This is a genomic window from Acinetobacter sp. YH01005, assembly GCF_013420465.1.
GTDB lineage: Bacteria > Pseudomonadota > Gammaproteobacteria > Pseudomonadales > Moraxellaceae > Acinetobacter > Acinetobacter amyesii.
Map to the genome: position 1 here is coordinate 98,639 of NZ_VOYA01000011.1, position 16,689 is coordinate 115,327.

The 16,689-nt window shown below is 42.3% G+C and carries 16 protein-coding genes; 6 read left to right on the forward strand and 10 right to left on the reverse strand.

The window, feature by feature from the left end:
* Positions 1–63: 63 nt before the first annotated feature.
* The 3 genes from pgsA to uvrC all read right to left on the reverse strand — a co-directional run bounded on the left by pgsA (position 64) and on the right by uvrC (position 3,486).
* Positions 64–651 carry a CDP-diacylglycerol--glycerol-3-phosphate 3-phosphatidyltransferase gene (gene pgsA / locus FTT72_RS09770; protein WP_078190467.1) on the reverse strand — a complete coding sequence of 196 codons (588 nt, stop codon included), beginning with the start codon at positions 649–651 and terminating at the stop codon, positions 64–66.
* 104 nt (positions 652–755) lie between these two features.
* On the reverse strand, positions 756–1,550 hold the full coding sequence (locus tag FTT72_RS09775) for a thioesterase family protein (protein WP_180178294.1): 795 nt from the start codon (positions 1,548–1,550) through the stop codon (positions 756–758).
* Positions 1,551–1,686: 136 nt separating this feature from the next.
* Positions 1,687–3,486 carry an excinuclease ABC subunit UvrC gene (uvrC, locus tag FTT72_RS09780; protein WP_180002824.1) on the reverse strand — a complete coding sequence of 600 codons (1,800 nt, stop codon included), beginning with the start codon at positions 3,484–3,486 and terminating at the stop codon, positions 1,687–1,689.
* Positions 3,487–3,664: 178 nt separating this feature from the next.
* On the opposite strand from uvrC, the gene FTT72_RS09785 reads away from it, so the two are divergent.
* Complete coding sequence (locus tag FTT72_RS09785) at positions 3,665–4,723, forward strand: AAA family ATPase (protein WP_180065789.1); 1,059 nt, start codon at positions 3,665–3,667, stop codon at positions 4,721–4,723.
* A gap of 52 nt (positions 4,724–4,775) precedes the next feature.
* Here FTT72_RS09785 and FTT72_RS09790 read toward each other — a convergent pair whose 3' ends face one another.
* The 3 genes from FTT72_RS09790 to FTT72_RS16305 all read right to left on the reverse strand — a co-directional run bounded on the left by FTT72_RS09790 (position 4,776) and on the right by FTT72_RS16305 (position 6,451).
* The gene (locus FTT72_RS09790; protein WP_180025935.1) at positions 4,776–5,186 is read right to left on the reverse strand and encodes a PH domain-containing protein; all 411 of its coding nucleotides are present in this window, start codon (positions 5,184–5,186) and stop codon (positions 4,776–4,778) included.
* A gap of 182 nt (positions 5,187–5,368) precedes the next feature.
* Positions 5,369–5,935: a GGDEF domain-containing protein gene (locus FTT72_RS16300; RefSeq protein WP_373686912.1), complete on the reverse strand. Its 567-nt coding sequence runs from the start codon at positions 5,933–5,935 to the stop codon at positions 5,369–5,371.
* 15 nt (positions 5,936–5,950) lie between these two features.
* Complete coding sequence (locus tag FTT72_RS16305; protein WP_257233418.1) at positions 5,951–6,451, reverse strand: protoglobin domain-containing protein; 501 nt, start codon at positions 6,449–6,451, stop codon at positions 5,951–5,953.
* Between FTT72_RS16305 and FTT72_RS09800 the strand changes: the two genes are divergently transcribed.
* Positions 6,450–6,761: a hypothetical protein gene (locus FTT72_RS09800; protein ID WP_180007011.1), complete on the forward strand. Its 312-nt coding sequence runs from the start codon at positions 6,450–6,452 to the stop codon at positions 6,759–6,761. The genes FTT72_RS16305 and FTT72_RS09800 overlap by 2 nt on opposite strands.
* Before the next feature lie 71 nt (positions 6,762–6,832).
* Here FTT72_RS09800 and lpxO read toward each other — a convergent pair whose 3' ends face one another.
* Entirely contained in the window at positions 6,833–7,747 is a 915-nt protein-coding gene (gene lpxO / locus FTT72_RS09805; RefSeq protein WP_078190472.1) for a lipid A hydroxylase LpxO, read from the reverse strand.
* Positions 7,748–8,218: 471 nt separating this feature from the next.
* Between lpxO and fadB the strand changes: the two genes are divergently transcribed.
* The 3 genes from fadB to FTT72_RS09820 all read left to right on the forward strand — a co-directional run bounded on the left by fadB (position 8,219) and on the right by FTT72_RS09820 (position 12,646).
* A complete protein-coding gene (fadB, locus tag FTT72_RS09810) occupies positions 8,219–10,372 on the forward strand; it encodes a fatty acid oxidation complex subunit alpha FadB (protein WP_078190473.1) in 2,154 nt (717 codons plus the stop codon).
* Between the two features lie 12 nt (positions 10,373–10,384).
* Entirely contained in the window at positions 10,385–11,557 is a 1,173-nt protein-coding gene (gene fadA / locus FTT72_RS09815; protein ID WP_168379008.1) for an acetyl-CoA C-acyltransferase FadA, read from the forward strand.
* 369 nt (positions 11,558–11,926) lie between these two features.
* Positions 11,927–12,646 carry a hypothetical protein gene (locus FTT72_RS09820; protein WP_180041547.1) on the forward strand — a complete coding sequence of 240 codons (720 nt, stop codon included), beginning with the start codon at positions 11,927–11,929 and terminating at the stop codon, positions 12,644–12,646.
* A 149-nt stretch (positions 12,647–12,795) separates the two neighbouring features.
* Here the strand turns inward: FTT72_RS09820 and tehB are convergent, their stop codons facing one another.
* Positions 12,796–13,668, reverse strand: coding sequence for an SAM-dependent methyltransferase TehB (gene tehB, locus FTT72_RS09825; protein WP_180054221.1), 873 nt, complete (start codon positions 13,666–13,668; stop codon positions 12,796–12,798).
* Between the two features lie 297 nt (positions 13,669–13,965).
* On the opposite strand from tehB, the gene FTT72_RS09830 reads away from it, so the two are divergent.
* Entirely contained in the window at positions 13,966–14,586 is a 621-nt protein-coding gene (locus FTT72_RS09830; protein WP_168379005.1) for a hypothetical protein, read from the forward strand.
* A gap of 54 nt (positions 14,587–14,640) precedes the next feature.
* On the opposite strand, the gene FTT72_RS09835 is transcribed toward FTT72_RS09830, so the two are convergent.
* Both FTT72_RS09835 and FTT72_RS09840 read right to left on the reverse strand, forming a co-directional pair.
* Positions 14,641–16,002, reverse strand: coding sequence for a GGDEF domain-containing protein (locus FTT72_RS09835; RefSeq protein ID WP_180178286.1), 1,362 nt, complete (start codon positions 16,000–16,002; stop codon positions 14,641–14,643).
* Positions 16,003–16,379: 377 nt separating this feature from the next.
* Complete coding sequence (locus FTT72_RS09840) at positions 16,380–16,658, reverse strand: hypothetical protein (protein WP_078190480.1); 279 nt, start codon at positions 16,656–16,658, stop codon at positions 16,380–16,382.
* Between the last annotated feature and the right edge of the window lie 31 nt (positions 16,659–16,689).

The window sequence follows — 16,689 nt, forward strand, 5'->3', positions numbered from 1 at the left end:
TTTTTCTAAAAACTCGGCAATAAAAAAGCCCCGATCACGGAGCTTTTAATAACTACCTTTAAATCAAGGTTGCTTTAAATACGGCCATGCGGCTTTTAAATAAATAAACATCGACCATAACGTTAAAACTACGGCTGTATAGAGCAATCCATACGCCAACATTTCTAGGGGTTGCCAATTTAGCAAGAACACTGAAATCGCAATCATCTGAAATGCTGTTTTATATTTACCAACGGTTGAAACCGCAACACTGGTACGCGCGCCTAATTCAGCCATCCACTCACGTAGGGCAGACACCGTGATTTCACGTGAAATAATTACAATCGCTGCAAAGGCCATCGAAATGGTCGGTTGCCATTGCACCAAGACGATCAACGCAGTTGCGACCATCAGTTTATCTGCAACAGGATCGAGAAAACGTCCAAATGCTGAAGTCTGATTTAAACTTCTTGCAAGGTAGCCATCAAACCAGTCAGTGACAGCTGCGATCACAAAAATAGCAGTCAGCAATATATGTCGTGACATGCTTGCAGCATGCTCACCCACGCCCATTGCAGGTGGCCAGTACGCCACCAACAAAAACACAGGAATTAAAGCAATTCGTGCCAATGTTAAAATATTAGGAATATTCAGGATTCGACCTGTTGTCATAGACACCCCAGTTTTCCCCTCATGCACGATGAAAATGCAAAATAATTTGAGGATTTATCCATCGTTAGTTGCACTCACTTTATACGAAATACCCCTCAGTGTCACTAGGCAAACACCGTAACAGTCTGTCGCGCAATCGCTATCAACTGGTTATTTTCATCCCATAAATGCGCATATTCCGTGGCGTATCCATCCGCTGCATAGTCGGTAAATACTTTATATTTAAACCAATTATGTAAGTTTGATTGCAAGGGATGTACATAGGTCAATGTCCACGTTAAAGAACTCGCAGGCGCCATGGTTTTGTACATAGGCAGCACGCCGGGCGGCCACATATCCATCGAGACCAGTAAATCGGCTACGGTCATCTTACGATTATCGTGGCGTTCTGGATTAAAACGCATCCAACCACTAAAGTCAGGCTTTTTGCTTGCAGTACACGGATACTGCCCATCTACCCAGGCCAAATCCATTTGCTGAAAGCACTGGGGTGCAAGTGGATGATGTTCGGCGATCTTTAAACTGCTCACTTCAGGGAAATCGGGTGCTTGACGTTCCTGATTGACGGCAATAGTTGATTCACGTGGAACACCAAAGCTCGCCAATAAAATGCTTTGTACGGCATCATCTTGCCAAAGTCGAACTTCGATGGTGGTGACGGATTTGCCCTGTCTTAAAATTTCAGCACTTAAACGCACGGGCGCCAATTGTACTGGCCCAACAAAGGTCACATTACAACTGAGTAAACGTCGCTGCGGATCGGCAATGGTGGCAACGGCTTTGTGCATCATCATGCCAGCCACTAAGCCGCCATAGATCGTACGTCCTTGCAACCATCCTTCTGGAATCTCAACCCATTCATTGTGTTCAATATGTTGATACAACTGTGCGAGTGACATCATCATCCCTGATCATATTTTTGATTTTTATATCATTGTATAAAAATCAAATGATGTGAATGATCAGTGACTCATGCGTCAATGAGCATTTTGGCAAATTCAGACTTGATGCGTCATCGATTGGGCTTAGTTCGCGCTATTCATGCAGGATTTTATAAATGGTGCGCGCCATCACATCGCCTAATCCCGGTACAAGTTTTAAATCATTTTCCGAAGCTTTGAGTACCCCCTGAATGCCACCAAAATGGGTCAACAGATCCCGACGACGTTTTGGCCCTAAGCCCGGAATCACCTCAAGTACCGATGAGCCACGCTTTTTATCTCGTTTCGCTCGATGTTTAGTAATAGCAAAGCGGTGGGCTTCATCACGAACCTGTTGAATCAAATGCAGGGCTTTATGGTCTTCGGGCAATTGGATTTTTTCACCATCGGTAAAGTGCAAGGTTTCCAGACCTGGTTTACGCCCCTCGCCTTTGGACACCCCGACCATAAAGGCATCGAGCTCGAGCTCCTGCATGACTTCCATCGCCATGTGTAATTGACCTTTGCCTCCGTCAATTAATAGCAAATCGGGCAACATATGCTTTTTATAGCGGCGGGTCAGTGCTTGACGCATGGCAGCATAATCATCGCCTTCGGTAATGTCATTGATGGAAAATTGGCGATAGTCGCGCTTTCTTGCACCGCCAGCATCAAAGACCACACAAGACGCGATAGTTGCCTCCCCCATAGTGTGAGAAATATCAAAACACTCAATACTGTCAATTGGTCGCCCTACCACTTGTTCTAACTGATGAAAACGTTCATTCAATTCAAAATGATCAGCCAGTTTACCTTTAATCGCATGCTGCACATTCATTTGTGCAAGCTCTTGCCATTCGGCACGAGTTTCTCGCACTTTATGTTTGATTTGAATTTTTTTATCAAAGTGCTGATGTAGGGCATCTTCCATGTCTTTGCGATCTGGAATATCGACATTGATGATGAGTTCAGTTGGAATCTCATCTGCAACTTGAAAGTAGAAATTGGCAATGAAGTCCGAGAGCATTTGACCTAGATCATCACCCTGCATATCAGGGAAATAACTCTTTCCGCCGAGCATTTTGCCATTGCGCACATGCATGATTTGCACACAGGTCACACCGGCTTGATAAGCAATGGCAATGATATCTGCCTCGCCTTTGACTTTATAAATCGCTTGCTGAGTTTGCACATCACGCAGCAGCGCCATACGATCACGATAAAACACCGCCTTTTCAAACTCGAGTGCTTCGGCCGCAGCTTCCATTTTCCCAATTAACTCTTGATTGAGCTCTTTGGTGTCGCCTTGTAAGAAACGAATCGAGTTATTGACATCTTCTTTATAATCTTCGGGTGAGATCAACCCCACACAAGGCGCGGAACAACGTTTAATTTGGTATTGCAGGCATGGTCGTTTGCGCTGTGAAAAATAGCTATTTTCACACTGACGCACATTAAACAGTTTTTGCAGCACCACCAAAGTATCACGCGCGTTATAAGCACTCGGATAAGGCCCGAAAAACTTACCGGCCTGATGCTTCGCTTTGCCTCGCCCTGCGGCAATTCGTGGATAGGGTTTATCGGCTGAAATAAAAATATAGACATAGGATTTGTCGTCACGCAGCATGATGTTATAGGGCGGACGATGCAGCTTAATCAGGTTTTGTTCGAGCAATAGGGCTTCCGTTTCAGAACGCACCACCAAACTTTCAATATCATAAATACGGGCAACCAAAGCCTGTGTCTTGGGATGCTCAATGGTTTTCACAAAATAACTCGACACACGATTTTTTAAATTCTTTGCTTTACCCACGTACAGCAACTCACCGTCTTTACCCAGCATGCGGTAAACACCGGGTAGAGTCGTCATATTGGCAAGAATTTTTTCAATATGTTCGCGTGCGTTTTCGTTCACTTTTGCCTTGTTCCGTCTTCGATATTGCTCTTTGACATGATGTGATGCTTTTACCTGCATTTTCAAGCAATCCAGCAAATTTATTGTTGCTCATAGCAATGATCTGATTGCTAAAAGCTATTAATGCAAAATTCTAAATTTGCTATGCTCAAAACATCCCGCTTTAGGAACATGATGCATGACGAACGCCAATCCCGCCATCCATGTCGTACACCCGACAACTTCGACGCATAGCACTGCTGAAAAAAACCGTTTGATGGGTAAGCCGCGTTTTCATTTTGAACCGCATGACGTTATGCAACACCTAAAGCAACGGATCATTGGACAAGAAGCAGCATTAGACGAAATTGAAAAAATGCTGCATGTGGTCAAGGCTGATTTTTCCAGTCCTGAACGACCGCTCTCCGTAACCTTAATGCTTGGACCGACAGGTGTTGGTAAAACCGAAACTGTGCGTTTAATCAGTGAAGTGATTTATGGCCGACCTGATGCCTTTTGCCGTATTGATATGAACACGCTCGCACAGGAACATTATGCGGCTGCCATTACTGGCGCGCCTCCGGGCTATGTCGGTTCTAAAGAAGGCCATAGTTTATTTGATGAAGTTGCCATTGCAGGTAGTCATACCCGACCGGGCATCGTGCTTTTTGATGAACTGGAAAAAGCGTCAACCGAAGTGCTTCGCGGCTTAATGAATGTGCTGGATAGCGGAAAATTAACCCTAACCTCAGGTACAAAAACCATCGACTTTCGTAATTGTATGATCTTTATGACCAGCAATGTCGGTGCACAAGCGGCACAGCAATATCTAGATAAGTTAAATTTTTTACCCGAAAAAATACAGAAGGTTTGTCTCAAACGCGTGCCGGTCAGCAGCATTATTGAAAAAGTCATGCAACGTAAATTCGACCCTGAATTTATTAACCGTATTGACCGTGTACTGCAATATCAACCCGTTCAAGATGATGCCTTGCCCCGTTTGGTGGAGATTGAACTGGAAAAACTTAATCAACGCCTACAACATCAAAAACGCAGTATCAAACTCACAGATGCAGCCAAAGCACATTTTTATCAGAACCATGATATTCGTTATGGCGCACGACATTTAGCACGAAAAATACGAGTAGAACTTGAGCCAATTTTGGCGATGTATTTTTTACAGTATCCTGAACAAACTCAATTACACTTAGATGCACAACACGACAAGTTGGTGATCACCGACGAACTTAATTCATAAAAAAGCACGTGATCGCGTGCTTTCTATTGATTTTAAGCAACCAAATTGATAATCAACTTAAGTTGATGCCCAATGCCTGCGCAAAAGCTTGCTGGTCTTTGGGTGAAACCATGACAAATTTGGCTTTCCCCTCCTGCACATATTCGATTTTTAAACGTTTAATCGAAAGCGCAGGCGCAGCAGATAAATCCTGACTTGGACTAACGCGCTGAATCTCGACCAATGGAATACGCCAACGCACAAACATGCTGCGGATATTCAAATGTGTTTTCGTGATTTGATAACGCGTATTGAAAGGCCACCATAAAATCAGCACCGTCAACACGTACACGGCGGTATGAACAGGATATTGCTGCATGGTACCTTTAGCTTGCATCGTCAGTAATAATTGAATGAGCAAGCCACTCATACAAATAATAAATGCGACCACCCACCAATCTTTTTTTGAACGAAAAACTTGCATCTTATCCCCCATCAACAGCTTTTATTCTATACAAGATTTTGAAGGATGCATCTGCTATTTCAGCTTTATTTTTTTGCAGGAAATAAGCGTATTTATCACATTATTTCCAGGAAGATTAAGACCCATTTAGCTCAAGTTTTGCAATTCATCCATTGTCATTTTTGACATTCTCTAGGCTCAGATCACGCTTCTTTCGACATGGGTTGTTCCTGCAAACGTTTATAATTCTTTTTCTCTTGATACATTTTAGCATCGGCTTGTTGTACTAAGCTCATCGCATCTACATAGCCTTGCTGATGGTCTGTTTGACACAACCCAATACTTAAACTTAAGCCTGCTTCCATTTCAGCCACTGCTTCTAATAAACGCGGGATAAAACTCCCTTCCACATGCTTTTCACTACATCCGGGCAAGACCAAACAAAATTCGTCTCCGCCATAACGGAAGCAATGATCATCCGAACGTGCAACCGACTTTATGGCCGCAGCAACCATTTGTAGTACCTGATCTCCACGTGGATGACCTTGTTCATCATTGATCTTTTTAAAATCATTGATATCAATAAACACTACTGTTACAGGTTCATGATTACGCTGTGCGGTATATAAAATACTGGTCAATAAGGTCGATAAATGCCGGACATTTAAGAGTCCTGTTAATGGATCGCGCTGTGAAAGTTCTTCCATTTCTTGTGCACGAAACTCTAGCGCATGCGCATACTGTTCCATTTTTTCACGGGAGATCTTCACCTCATTAATCAAACTCTACACATAAGTTTCCACCACCAATGTGGTGTCGAACATAAAGAGCTTTTCCAAGATGTTAATAATCCGCTGATATTGTTCCGTATCATTAAAGGTTCGCTGAATTAAGCGAAACAACATGGTCTTTAGGGTATGCACCGCAGAGAGATACAACTTCGGCTCTACACCTATGCGCTTATGAACCAAACCAATCCGTAAACGGTTATTCACATAAGCGCTGTCATAGCGCCCGGAAAATAAGTCCAATAAATACTGGTGCTGCGCGCGTTGCAAACGCTTCAAGGTATCAAGATCACCAATCAATGTTGCAATTTCTGGAATTGAGGTCTGATTTTCATAAAATTCATCGACCATACTGTCGAGGATCGGCGCCACAATTCCACCAATCGAAGCCAGTTCCGCCAGCTCTAAATCAGTCAAGCCAAGCAACTGTTTACGTCGTTCTATATCTTGCATCGAAATATGCATTTGATGCATCAATGTTTGGTTGGTTGCTTTCATGAATCGGATACCCTTCCCACCAAATCAATCCCTTCAGGCGCTTACACAGGGTTTCTATGCAGTAGGTCTTCATGCCTGCATGCAAAGCTTCCACCGTTTTCACCCTTGGGTTTTGGCTATCATTGATGATGACGCTTTTCTTTCAGCTCAACGGTTTTGCATGGGCTTAAGTTTGGACGTCAACATCATATTCCTCGTCTGTTGGCACATTTTTTCTGGCTTATTCTGGTTCTGGCTTATTCTGGCTAACACTATTTCTGCTTTTGCTGATTTGCTCTGCATGATTATTTTTATTCTGCTTGCACGATAACTGATATTTCGCTGACTGTCAGCATAAAAAAACGCCCCTAAGGGCGCATTTTTTCGATATTTATTCCACTTTTAAAATAAATATGGACGTACAAAAATCAGGAAGAACAGCCCCAACATCAGGAACCACTTTAAAAAGTAATACAGTGAACGATTGGTTTTTTTCAAGGCTTTGGCTTTTATGCGAATTTGATAGACATAGCCAAATACTTTATTTAAACCACCTGTTTTATCACCGCTTTCATTCGGTGAACTTGCAGCAGTCATGACATTTTTACCAAACCAATGGTTAAAAGCTTCCATCCACTTTGACTTTAATGGCCGTTCAACATCTGCAAAGAAAATGATCCGGTTCTGATCCGTTTTATTTTCAGCATAGTGAATATAAGTTTCATCAAACACCACACTCTCGCCGTCACGCCATGAGTACCGCTGACCATCGACATCAATAAAACAACGGTCATCATTTGGCGTTAGTAAGCCCAAGTGATAACGCAATGAACCGGCATAGGGATCACGATGACGGACTAAACGACTGTCAGGCGCCAACTCAGTAAACATCGCGGCTTTAATAGTGGGTAAATTTTTTAACAAGGCCGTAGTTTTTGGGCAAAGTTCAGCAGCCGAAGGATGAGCTGAGTCATACCATTTTAAATAAAAGCGTTTCCAACCTGTTTTAAAGAACGAGTTAAATCCAAGGTCATCATAAGTACTCGATGCTTTGATGCCCCCTTTTTCATACAAGGCCTTGGCTTCATCACGAATCATTTCCCAGTTTTCATCTAAGACTTTTAAATCTTTAAAATGCTGCGTGTCGATATAGGGTTGACTCGGCACTTTTGAAAACATGTACATGAGAAAATTGATCGGTGCGAGCAATGTCGAATGATCAAAAAACTGACGATAAAATGAATGACGGACTTTACCGCGTTGCTGGATATAAAACGCAGAAATGACAAAGACCGCCAGGATAATCCACTTAATCATATGAGGACCTGGTGCTAATAAGCATTGTGCTTAATGAAAAATTAACTTTTGAGAACGCGGCGAGTATAGCATAGTGCTCAGTGATGCCTAAATAAGCAGCATAGAACACTGTGTCTCAGCAAAGATGGATGACAATGTTAAAAGTGAATTGACCATTCTGCCGAAAAATACACTTGCTTTTTTCTTGAATTTTTCTTTTGCATCTCAATCTATAGCTTACATTTATAAAAAAATGTGAACTGAAACATAAGCTTCAACATATTTAATTAGAGCGATAGCGATTAAAGGCAGATCCAAAGGCTATTTCCAAAAGAAATTTTGATGACCCTAGCGTCACGGCTTGATACAACTTGTTATGTTCTTTTTAGATATAGTTATCGTAAGATTAGCGAGGCATAAAGTGTACGCAGGAACCGCGTACTCGCTTCACAACATCAACTTAGAAGTCCTCCAAAATAAAGGAGATCAGGCATGATCCACGCTGGCAATGCCATTACCGTCCAAATGCTTTCGGACGGAATTGCAGAATTCCGCTTTGACTTACAAGGTGAGTCGGTCAACAAGTTTAACCGCGCAACAATTGAAGATTTTAAAGCTGCAATTGACGCTGTTAAAGCAAACGGTGACATCAAAGGTTTAATCGTTACTTCAGGTAAATCTACATTTATCGTGGGTGCAGATATCACTGAATTCGGTGAAAACTTCGCTCAAGGCGAACAAGCGATTGTGGATTGGGCATTGCCTGTTCACGACATCTTCAATGCGTTTGAAGATCTAAACGTTCCTAAAGTTGCTGCAATCAATGGTATGGCATTGGGCGGCGGTTTTGAAATGTGCTTAGTGTGTGACTATCGTGTGATGTCAGAAGCTGCACAAGTTGGCCTTCCAGAAATCAAACTTGGTATCTACCCTGGTTTTGGTGGTACGGTTCGTTTAAGCCGTGTGATTGGTATCGACAATGCGGTTGAATGGATGGCAATGGCTGCGCCGAAAAAGCCTGCTGCTGCGCTCAAAGACGGTGCTGTTGATGCAGTTGTTGCTGCAGACAAACTACAAGACGCTGCAATTGACCTTGTGAAACAAGCGATTGCTGGCCGTGTAGACTGGAAAGCAAAACGCCAAGAAAAATTAGATCCTGTTAAATTGAACATGCTTGAACAAATGATGGCATTCAATACAGCGAAAGGTGCAGTTCTTGCAAAAGCAAATCCTGCTCAATACCCAGCGCCAAAACTTCTTTTAGACTCATTACAAGCAGGTGCAAGCCTTCCACGTGATGAAGCATTGAAAATCGAAGCGCAAGGTTTTGCTAAAGCGGCTGTAACTCCACAAGCAGGTGCGTTAATTGGTTTATTCCTTAACGACCAAATTGTGAAGAAAACTTCGAAGAAATATGAAAAAGGTGCGCACCCTGTCAACCAAGCCGCTGTATTAGGCGCGGGTATCATGGGTGGTGGTATTGCTTACCAAGCGGCAAGCAAAGGCACACCAATCATCATGAAAGACATTGGTAACCCACAACTTGCTTTAGGTATGAAAGAAGCAAATGGCTTACTGACCAAACAAGTTGAACGTAAGAAGATGAAACCTGCTCAAATGGGTGAAACTCTTGCTCGCATCCGTCCTACATTAAGCTATGACGAATTCAAAGAAGTGGACATCGTGATTGAGGCAGTAACAGAGAACCCGAAAGTTAAGGGTATCGTACTTGCTGAAACTGAGAAAAATGTTCGTGACAATACGATCATTGCTTCAAATACTTCAACAATTTCAATCACACGTTTGGCTGAAAACCTACAACGTCCTGAAAACTTCGTAGGTATGCACTTCTTTAACCCTGTTCACATGATGCCATTGGTAGAAGTGATCCGCGGTGAGAAAACATCTGCTGAAGCAATCGCGACAACTGTGGTTCTTGCTCAGAAAATGGGTAAAACACCAATCGTGGTTAACGACTGCCCAGGCTTCTTGGTAAACCGCGTACTATTCCCTTACTTCGGTGCATTTGACCTTCTACTGAAAGACGGTGCTGACTTCCAACAAGTCGACAAAGTCATGGAAAAATTCGGCTGGCCAATGGGTCCTGCTTACCTCATCGACGTTGTGGGTATCGACACAGGCGTACACGGTGCGGAAGTAATGGCGGAAGGTTTCCCTGACCGCATGAAGCCAGACTACAAAGGCGCAACTTTAACCATGTACGAAAACAAACGTCTTGGTCAAAAGAACGACGTTGGTTTCTACAAATACGAACTTGACCGTAAAGGTAAGAAAGCCAAAGTGGTTGATCCAGTGGCTTACGAACTTGTGGCTTCTGTTGCAACTGCGGAAAAACGTGAATTTGATGCTCAAGAAATCATTGACCGTATGATGCTGACGTTCTGTAACGAAACTGTTCGTTGCCTAGAAGACAACATCGTAGCGACTGCTGCTGAAGCAGATATGGCGATGATCATGGGTGTAGGTTTCCCTCCATTCCGTGGTGGTCCATGCCGTTACATCGACCAAACAGGTGTCGCTGAATACGTAGCGCTTTGCGACAAATATGCGTATTTAGGTAAGGCTTATGAAGCGCCACAAATGTTGCGTGACATGGCTGCTAACAACAAAAAATTCTACGGTTAAGGAGCAACGTGAATGGCTACTTTAAATCCACGTGACGTTGTCATCGTTGATGGCGTACGTTCAGCAATGGGTAAAACCAAAAATGGTATGTTCCGTAACGTCCGTGCTGACAGCTTATCTGCTGAATTAGTACGCGCGCTTGTTGCTCGTAACCAGTTTGATACCAATGAAGTTGAAGACGTAATCTGGGGCTGTGTAAACCAAACCCTAGAGCAAGGTATGAACATTGGTCGTAATATTGCATTGTTAGCAGACCTACCACGTACTGTTGCAGGTCAAACAGTGAACCGTCTTTGTGGTTCTTCTATGCAAGCAATCCACACAGCGGCTGCGCAAATTGCAACCAACCAAGGTGATATCTTCATCATTGGTGGTGTAGAACACATGGGTCACGTTGGCATGATGCACGGCATCGACATCAACCCTGAAGCGTCTAAGCACTATGCAAAAGCGTCTAACATGATGGGCTTAACGGCTGAAATGTTAGGTCGTATGAACGGTATTTCGCGTGAAGAACAAGATGCGTTTGGTGTTGAATCACACCGCCGTGCTTGGGCTGCAACACAAGAAGGCCGTTTCAAAAATGAAATCGTGGGCGTTGAAGGTCACGATGCAAATGGTTTCAAAATCCTGTGCGATATCGATGAAGTGATTCGTCCTGATGCAAACCTTGAAGCATTCCAATCGTTACGTCCAGTATTCGATCCGAAAGGCGGTACGGTAACTGCTGCAACATCTTCAGCTTTGTCTGACGGTGCTTCTGCAATGTTGCTGATGTCTGCTGAACGTGCTCAAGCTTTAGGTCTTAAGCCACGTGCTGTGATTCGCTCTATGGCAGTTGCAGGCTGTGATGCTGCGATCATGGGTTATGGTCCTGTACCAGCAACTCAAAAAGCGCTTAAACGTGCTGGCTTGTCTATCGCAGACATCCAAACGTTTGAATTGAACGAAGCGTTCGCTGCGCAAGGTTTGTCTGTTCTTAAAGGCTTAGGCATTTATGACCAACAAGACCGTGTGAACTTGAACGGTGGTGCGATTGCATTGGGTCACCCATTGGGTTGTTCTGGTGCGCGTATCACAACGACTTTGCTGAACGTTATGGAACAGCAAGATACACAAATCGGTCTTGCGACTATGTGTATCGGTCTTGGTCAAGGTATCGCGACCATTATCGAACGTGTTTAATATTTAGTTAAATACTGAGATAAAAGAAACCCCGCTTAGTGCGGGGTTTTTTATTTGTTAACTAAACTCTCATGAATACATACTGGAAGCCCCTTCTCCCTCTGGGATGAGCAGCATGCGCCACAAGAGGATGAGGGAAATTTTTCATATAAATCCTCTCCCTGAGCGGTATTCTGCGCAAGTCTCCTTAAAAGGAGAGGGAATGTCCATTTTGAAGTAAATTTTGTTCAAAAATCTTCAGCAATAAACCGTGCTAAACAACCCTTAAAAAACGTCTTAGCATATTTAAAATTTAAAACGTTAATTCTCGATTTTCAGCGATTTTTGAATTATGGTAAGGCCTGAACCAAAACTTAAATATGCATAACAATGATAAATAAACGACTTCACTACCTCATAAAGATGAGCTACCTAAGCACTTTTATTTTTCTTACAGCTTGCGTTACAAATAATCAAATCGGTGAACTCTCCCGTGATCTGTTTCAAAAATACGAAACAAAATATGCATGGAGAACAATCCTTGAAGATGATGTGATCGCATTTGGCAAACCTGCTAAAGCAATACCCAATGAACCAATCGATAGCATCGTAGTCGCAGGCAATAAATACAGCTATTTGATCAATAAAGGCGGTGCTGATTTTATTCAACTGATAAGCCAACTCAATCCACAATATATTCGTCTCCATCGAGAACTTGACTTTAATTCTCCGAGCCCGAACAGCACTAAATTTAGCGGAAGCTTTAAATTTTATTATGCGCCTCCCAATGGAACACTAAGTCCTACGGAAAGGGCATTATTCAACCAATATGGTGTAGCACCATGTGATTGTTCAAAGGCAGAACAACAAGATCACCTGTTTAACTTAGAAATTGCAGGTACGGTTTACCCAAAAGTTGCGAATGCCGCAGATTTAAAGCCCTTAAGCCATCCCTATAAGATCCGTATCCAGCATTACGAAGACCAAAGTGGCTATGTCAAAAAGTCAGGGCAGGAAAAATTGGCAGAATTACCACTATTGCCTTTAACACTCACAATCGACATCATTCAATTGCCTTTAAAAGCTTTAGGCTTTATTTATCAGCCTTAAATCAGAGTATGATCATATTCAATTGGTTGAATTTTCTAAGTACACATACACCCTGACTAGCTCAAAAATGGTTCCCTTTTTCCAATTTAAGTAAAGTAAGTGTTGAGTTGATCACCAATCCTTCAACTCAACATCCTACAATTCTTGGCTTAAATTTTCTGCGCCAACAAAGTCGCAAAATGCTGTTGAATTCGATTTCCCTCTGCATCCACCCGATGCAACTCACCGACATTTTCATTGTATTTCACAATATTCCAGCCCTCATACAAAGCATTTAACTCCCCTGCTTTAAACGTAAATGGAAAGTCAGGCTGTGCAGGCAGATCAGGCGTATCCATCGCACAGACAATCAGGTTATAACCATTGATATTGGTGGCTTGCTGCATATGTTGAATCAGAGGCTTCACTGTCTTGGCTTCTAAAAACATCATCACCACGGTACAGCAAATAAAATCATATGTACCTGTAATGCTTGGGTCAGCGTTTAGATCACGCTGCTGTACATGAATATTTTCAATGCCTTCCGCAGCGATCACCTCTTGCAGCTTATGCAAACTGTGTGGGTTCACATCCCAAGCATCCACCTCAAAATGCTGCTCAGACAACTGACTTAAGTACAGCGAATTACGCCCCTGCCCACAGCCGACATCCAAAGCTCGACCACCTTGCAAATATGGTGTTGCTGCCAAAATTTCTGAATGTGTTGGGCTGAGTTGATACTTCTTATAAAAATAGTCCTGTACTAAGCAATAAAAACTCAACTGACATTGCACATCGTCACTCGCAGACACAATTTTGTGCCACGCCTGCGGCTCAATAAACGGCGGTGGCTGATCTGGGCTAAATACATGCGTCGAGAGGATATTTCCTGACGCATCCAGCATGGCAAAGTTCACTTCACCTTGCAGTACGGTGAGTTTTGCCCATGTGCCTGCTTTGGTATTGTGCTGTTGTTTAAAACCTTGTGGAATCGACTGCTGCGTCCACACAGGGAGCTGTTTATAACAAATAAGCTGCTGCATCTGACGTTATCCCTCATGCGACATTATTTTTATGCCATACCAATGGCGGAAATGTATATTCACCATAACGGCTTTAATAGTGATTTTAAATCAGCTTTGAATTGAAAATTTCGAATGCTGTGCAATACTCACTGTTCTTGTTTGTTTTTCTGCGTAACTCCATGTTATCCGTTTGTAACATTGGTGGAATATTCACACAATCAAATCCCTCACTCTGTGCCGTGTAACCTAAGCGCTGTTGATAAGGCATAAAATTTACAATGCCTTATTTTAACTAAGTTTTATAGAGTGATGACTATGAACGCGATCAAAACTACTTTAGCTGTTGCTTTAGTTGCTGCTACAACTTCTGCTATGGCAACTACTGCTGTAGAACAAAAACCTGCGACTGCTGTTGAAGTTGTAAAAGCTCAAGCTGCACAAGCGAAAACTGCAACTGTAGCTGCTGCTCAAGCAACTAAAGATGCTGCTAAAACTCAAGTGGCTGTTGCAGAAAAAGCGACTCAAACTAAAACTTTAACAGTGAAAGAAACCACTAAAGCAAAAACTGCTGACATGAAAAAAGCAGTTGTAGAAAAAGCAGCAGCAACTAAAGAAACTGCAGTTGCAGCAAAAGATGCAACTGTAGAAAAAACTGTAGCGGCTAAAGACGCTGTTGTTGCAAACACTGTTGCAGCAAAAGACGCGACTGTAGCAAAAACTGTAGCAACTAAAGATGCTGTCGTTGCAAAAACTGTTGAAGCAAAAGATGCAGCTGTAGAAAAAGCAACTGATGCAAAAGAAGCTGTTGAAACTAAAACTGAAGAAGTAAAAGCTGAAGCGAAAAAAGACTGCGCTAAAAAATGTGCAGAGAAAAAAGCTGAAGCAGCAAAAGCTGAGAAAAAAGGTTTCTTTTCTTGGTTCAAAAAAGCAGCTTAATCGTTGATTAAATGCAAAAAAAAGATGCCTTCACGGCATCTTTTTTTTGCCCATTTAGACTGCAATACTGCTTTCTGACAACGGAATAATCTTTTGATAAACAAACTGATTTTTCCCTTGTGATTTCGCCTGATATAGGCAGGCATCGACATGTTGTAAAGTCGTGGAGTAATTGGATAAACTCAACTGTTGAAATTCGGCCAAGCCCATACTAAAGCTGACATCTAGCCTTAATTGATCTTTTCGAAACGGCACATGTTCACAGCGTTCCAATATCGTTTCACATAACTTTTTACCCTGTTCCAAATCGGCACCTTCGAGGACAATTAAAAATTCTTCACCGCCCCAACGACTAATAAAACTAGCGCGTGGACTACAATTTTTTAAAATTTTTGCCAAATGCACCAAAACACTGTCCCCCATTTGGTGTCCATATTGGTCATTAATTTTTTTAAAATTATCGACATCGAGCAAAATGACACAGCCTTTATCAACCGCACCCTCTATAAATATTTGTTCTTTAAAGGCATGGCGATTTTTCAGCCCCGTCAACTCATCGCAAAAACTTACACGTTGCAAAGCCAAATACAGGCGTTTATTTCGTGCATACAGCTCACAAATAAACAGAAAAATGATCAGATAAATACCCAATGCCAAACGATAAGAACTGATCCGCGAGAGCATATGTACCTGTGCATCCGACCAATATTGCCCAGCCAATGGCATGGCACCATACCAGCCACAGATCAGCGTCATTAAGCCAATCAGCCAGCAAAAGGTTTTGAGGTCGTATTTGATCGCGTAATAACACATCAATAAAGGCAAGACCATGCAGGCATAGAAGATCTGATCATTTGAGATCACATATTGGACGGCCAGTGCCACGATCAGATAGCCATAATCCACCCACGGCACATTCATCCAGCGCTGAACACCAAACAGTAAACACACCACAGCCAAACTTGTTGCAAATTGCTCTAGAAAATAATCAACAAAGGCAAAGTATTGGTTGTCCATCTGAAAGCACGCCACAAACAAGAGACTGCCTGCAAAAGCACTCACGATACTCGGAACAGCTAACATTAGGGTTCGCTTAAAGCGGCGTTTTTTTAAATGGCTCAGCGCTAAATAGGCTTTAATAAATACCCAAATCTGAAATGCCGAAATCGCATACAGGAGAAATTTATCTTCTAAGATTTTGGCAGGATCGACCATCAGCGAAGCCACAAAGATCGCACTAAAAGCATAGAGCACGATCAGTAAATCGTGGCTTAAATGCTTCCGCATTAAAATCATGCCATAGGCAGCAAATGCATTTACCACCCAAACAGGGCTAATGAATAATTCATAGGTATAGCCTATCGACACCAATGAAACCGCACATATGGCAAGCCATAGCAGTATTAATTTTTTCATACGCTAAAAAAATCATCTCTAAAGATGGCGATAAACCTTTCATTCAAAGCCAATCGGTCTAAGGTTAGAATGTTTGCAAGTTCAATACAGCTCAGCTTCTTATGAGTTATGGGCTGCTGGCTAAAAATTTATGTTTAAATTTTCGGCGTATTTTAAGTGATTTAAGTCACACTATTGATTGATAGTTGTATTAAATTTGCAAATCCAATGCCTCAGGACAATTTTAGGGCTCACGTTTTCTGCGCCATTCATACTAGCTCAGACCACGCTCCCCCCAATTAAGTTCGCTAGCAACAAAAAAAGCCATCCGCTAAAGGATGGCTTTGAATTGCATAACATATCTCGAAGCTGTGCTGAATAATTTGAATGAAAAGGACTTATTTTAATATTTGTAATTGTTCCATCAACCAAGCCATGTATTTATCTTGATCCATAAAGTCAGGCGCCGTCCCTGTATCCAAACTATAAAATTGTTGATTAAATTCAATCACAATCTGTTCAGTCAGATGCCAATCTTCAATCATGCGAAAATACTGACTGAAGAAAAAACGGTTCTTGCCCCAATTGTTTAAACTTTCCAAACGTGGATATTGGCGGTTCGCGATAAAGTCGATATAGACCTGCTGAATATCATCAAAAATCTGAATAGCTCGCATGAGCATGGACCTCTATATGATGTAAAACTCT

Coding starts and splice junctions, on each gene's coding strand:
- pgsA (WP_078190467.1), bottom strand. CDS start 651: ATGACAACAGGTCGAATCCTGAATATTCCTAATATTTTAACATTGGCA.
- FTT72_RS09775 (WP_180178294.1), bottom strand. CDS start 1,550: ATGTCACTCGCACAGTTGTATCAACATATTGAACACAATGAATGGGTT.
- FTT72_RS09785 (WP_180065789.1), top strand. CDS start 3,665: ATGACGAACGCCAATCCCGCCATCCATGTCGTACACCCGACAACTTCG.
- FTT72_RS09790 (WP_180025935.1), bottom strand. CDS start 5,186: ATGCAAGTTTTTCGTTCAAAAAAAGATTGGTGGGTGGTCGCATTTATT.
- FTT72_RS09800 (WP_180007011.1), top strand. CDS start 6,450: ATGAATCGGATACCCTTCCCACCAAATCAATCCCTTCAGGCGCTTACA.
- FTT72_RS16305 (WP_257233418.1), bottom strand. CDS start 6,451: ATGAAAGCAACCAACCAAACATTGATGCATCAAATGCATATTTCGATG.
- lpxO (WP_078190472.1), bottom strand. CDS start 7,747: ATGATTAAGTGGATTATCCTGGCGGTCTTTGTCATTTCTGCGTTTTAT.
- fadB (WP_078190473.1), top strand. CDS start 8,219: ATGATCCACGCTGGCAATGCCATTACCGTCCAAATGCTTTCGGACGGA.
- fadA (WP_168379008.1), top strand. CDS start 10,385: ATGGCTACTTTAAATCCACGTGACGTTGTCATCGTTGATGGCGTACGT.
- FTT72_RS09820 (WP_180041547.1), top strand. CDS start 11,927: ATGATAAATAAACGACTTCACTACCTCATAAAGATGAGCTACCTAAGC.
- tehB (WP_180054221.1), bottom strand. CDS start 13,668: ATGCAGCAGCTTATTTGTTATAAACAGCTCCCTGTGTGGACGCAGCAG.
- FTT72_RS09830 (WP_168379005.1), top strand. CDS start 13,966: ATGAACGCGATCAAAACTACTTTAGCTGTTGCTTTAGTTGCTGCTACA.
- FTT72_RS09835 (WP_180178286.1), bottom strand. CDS start 16,002: ATGAAAAAATTAATACTGCTATGGCTTGCCATATGTGCGGTTTCATTG.
- FTT72_RS09840 (WP_078190480.1), bottom strand. CDS start 16,658: ATGCGAGCTATTCAGATTTTTGATGATATTCAGCAGGTCTATATCGAC.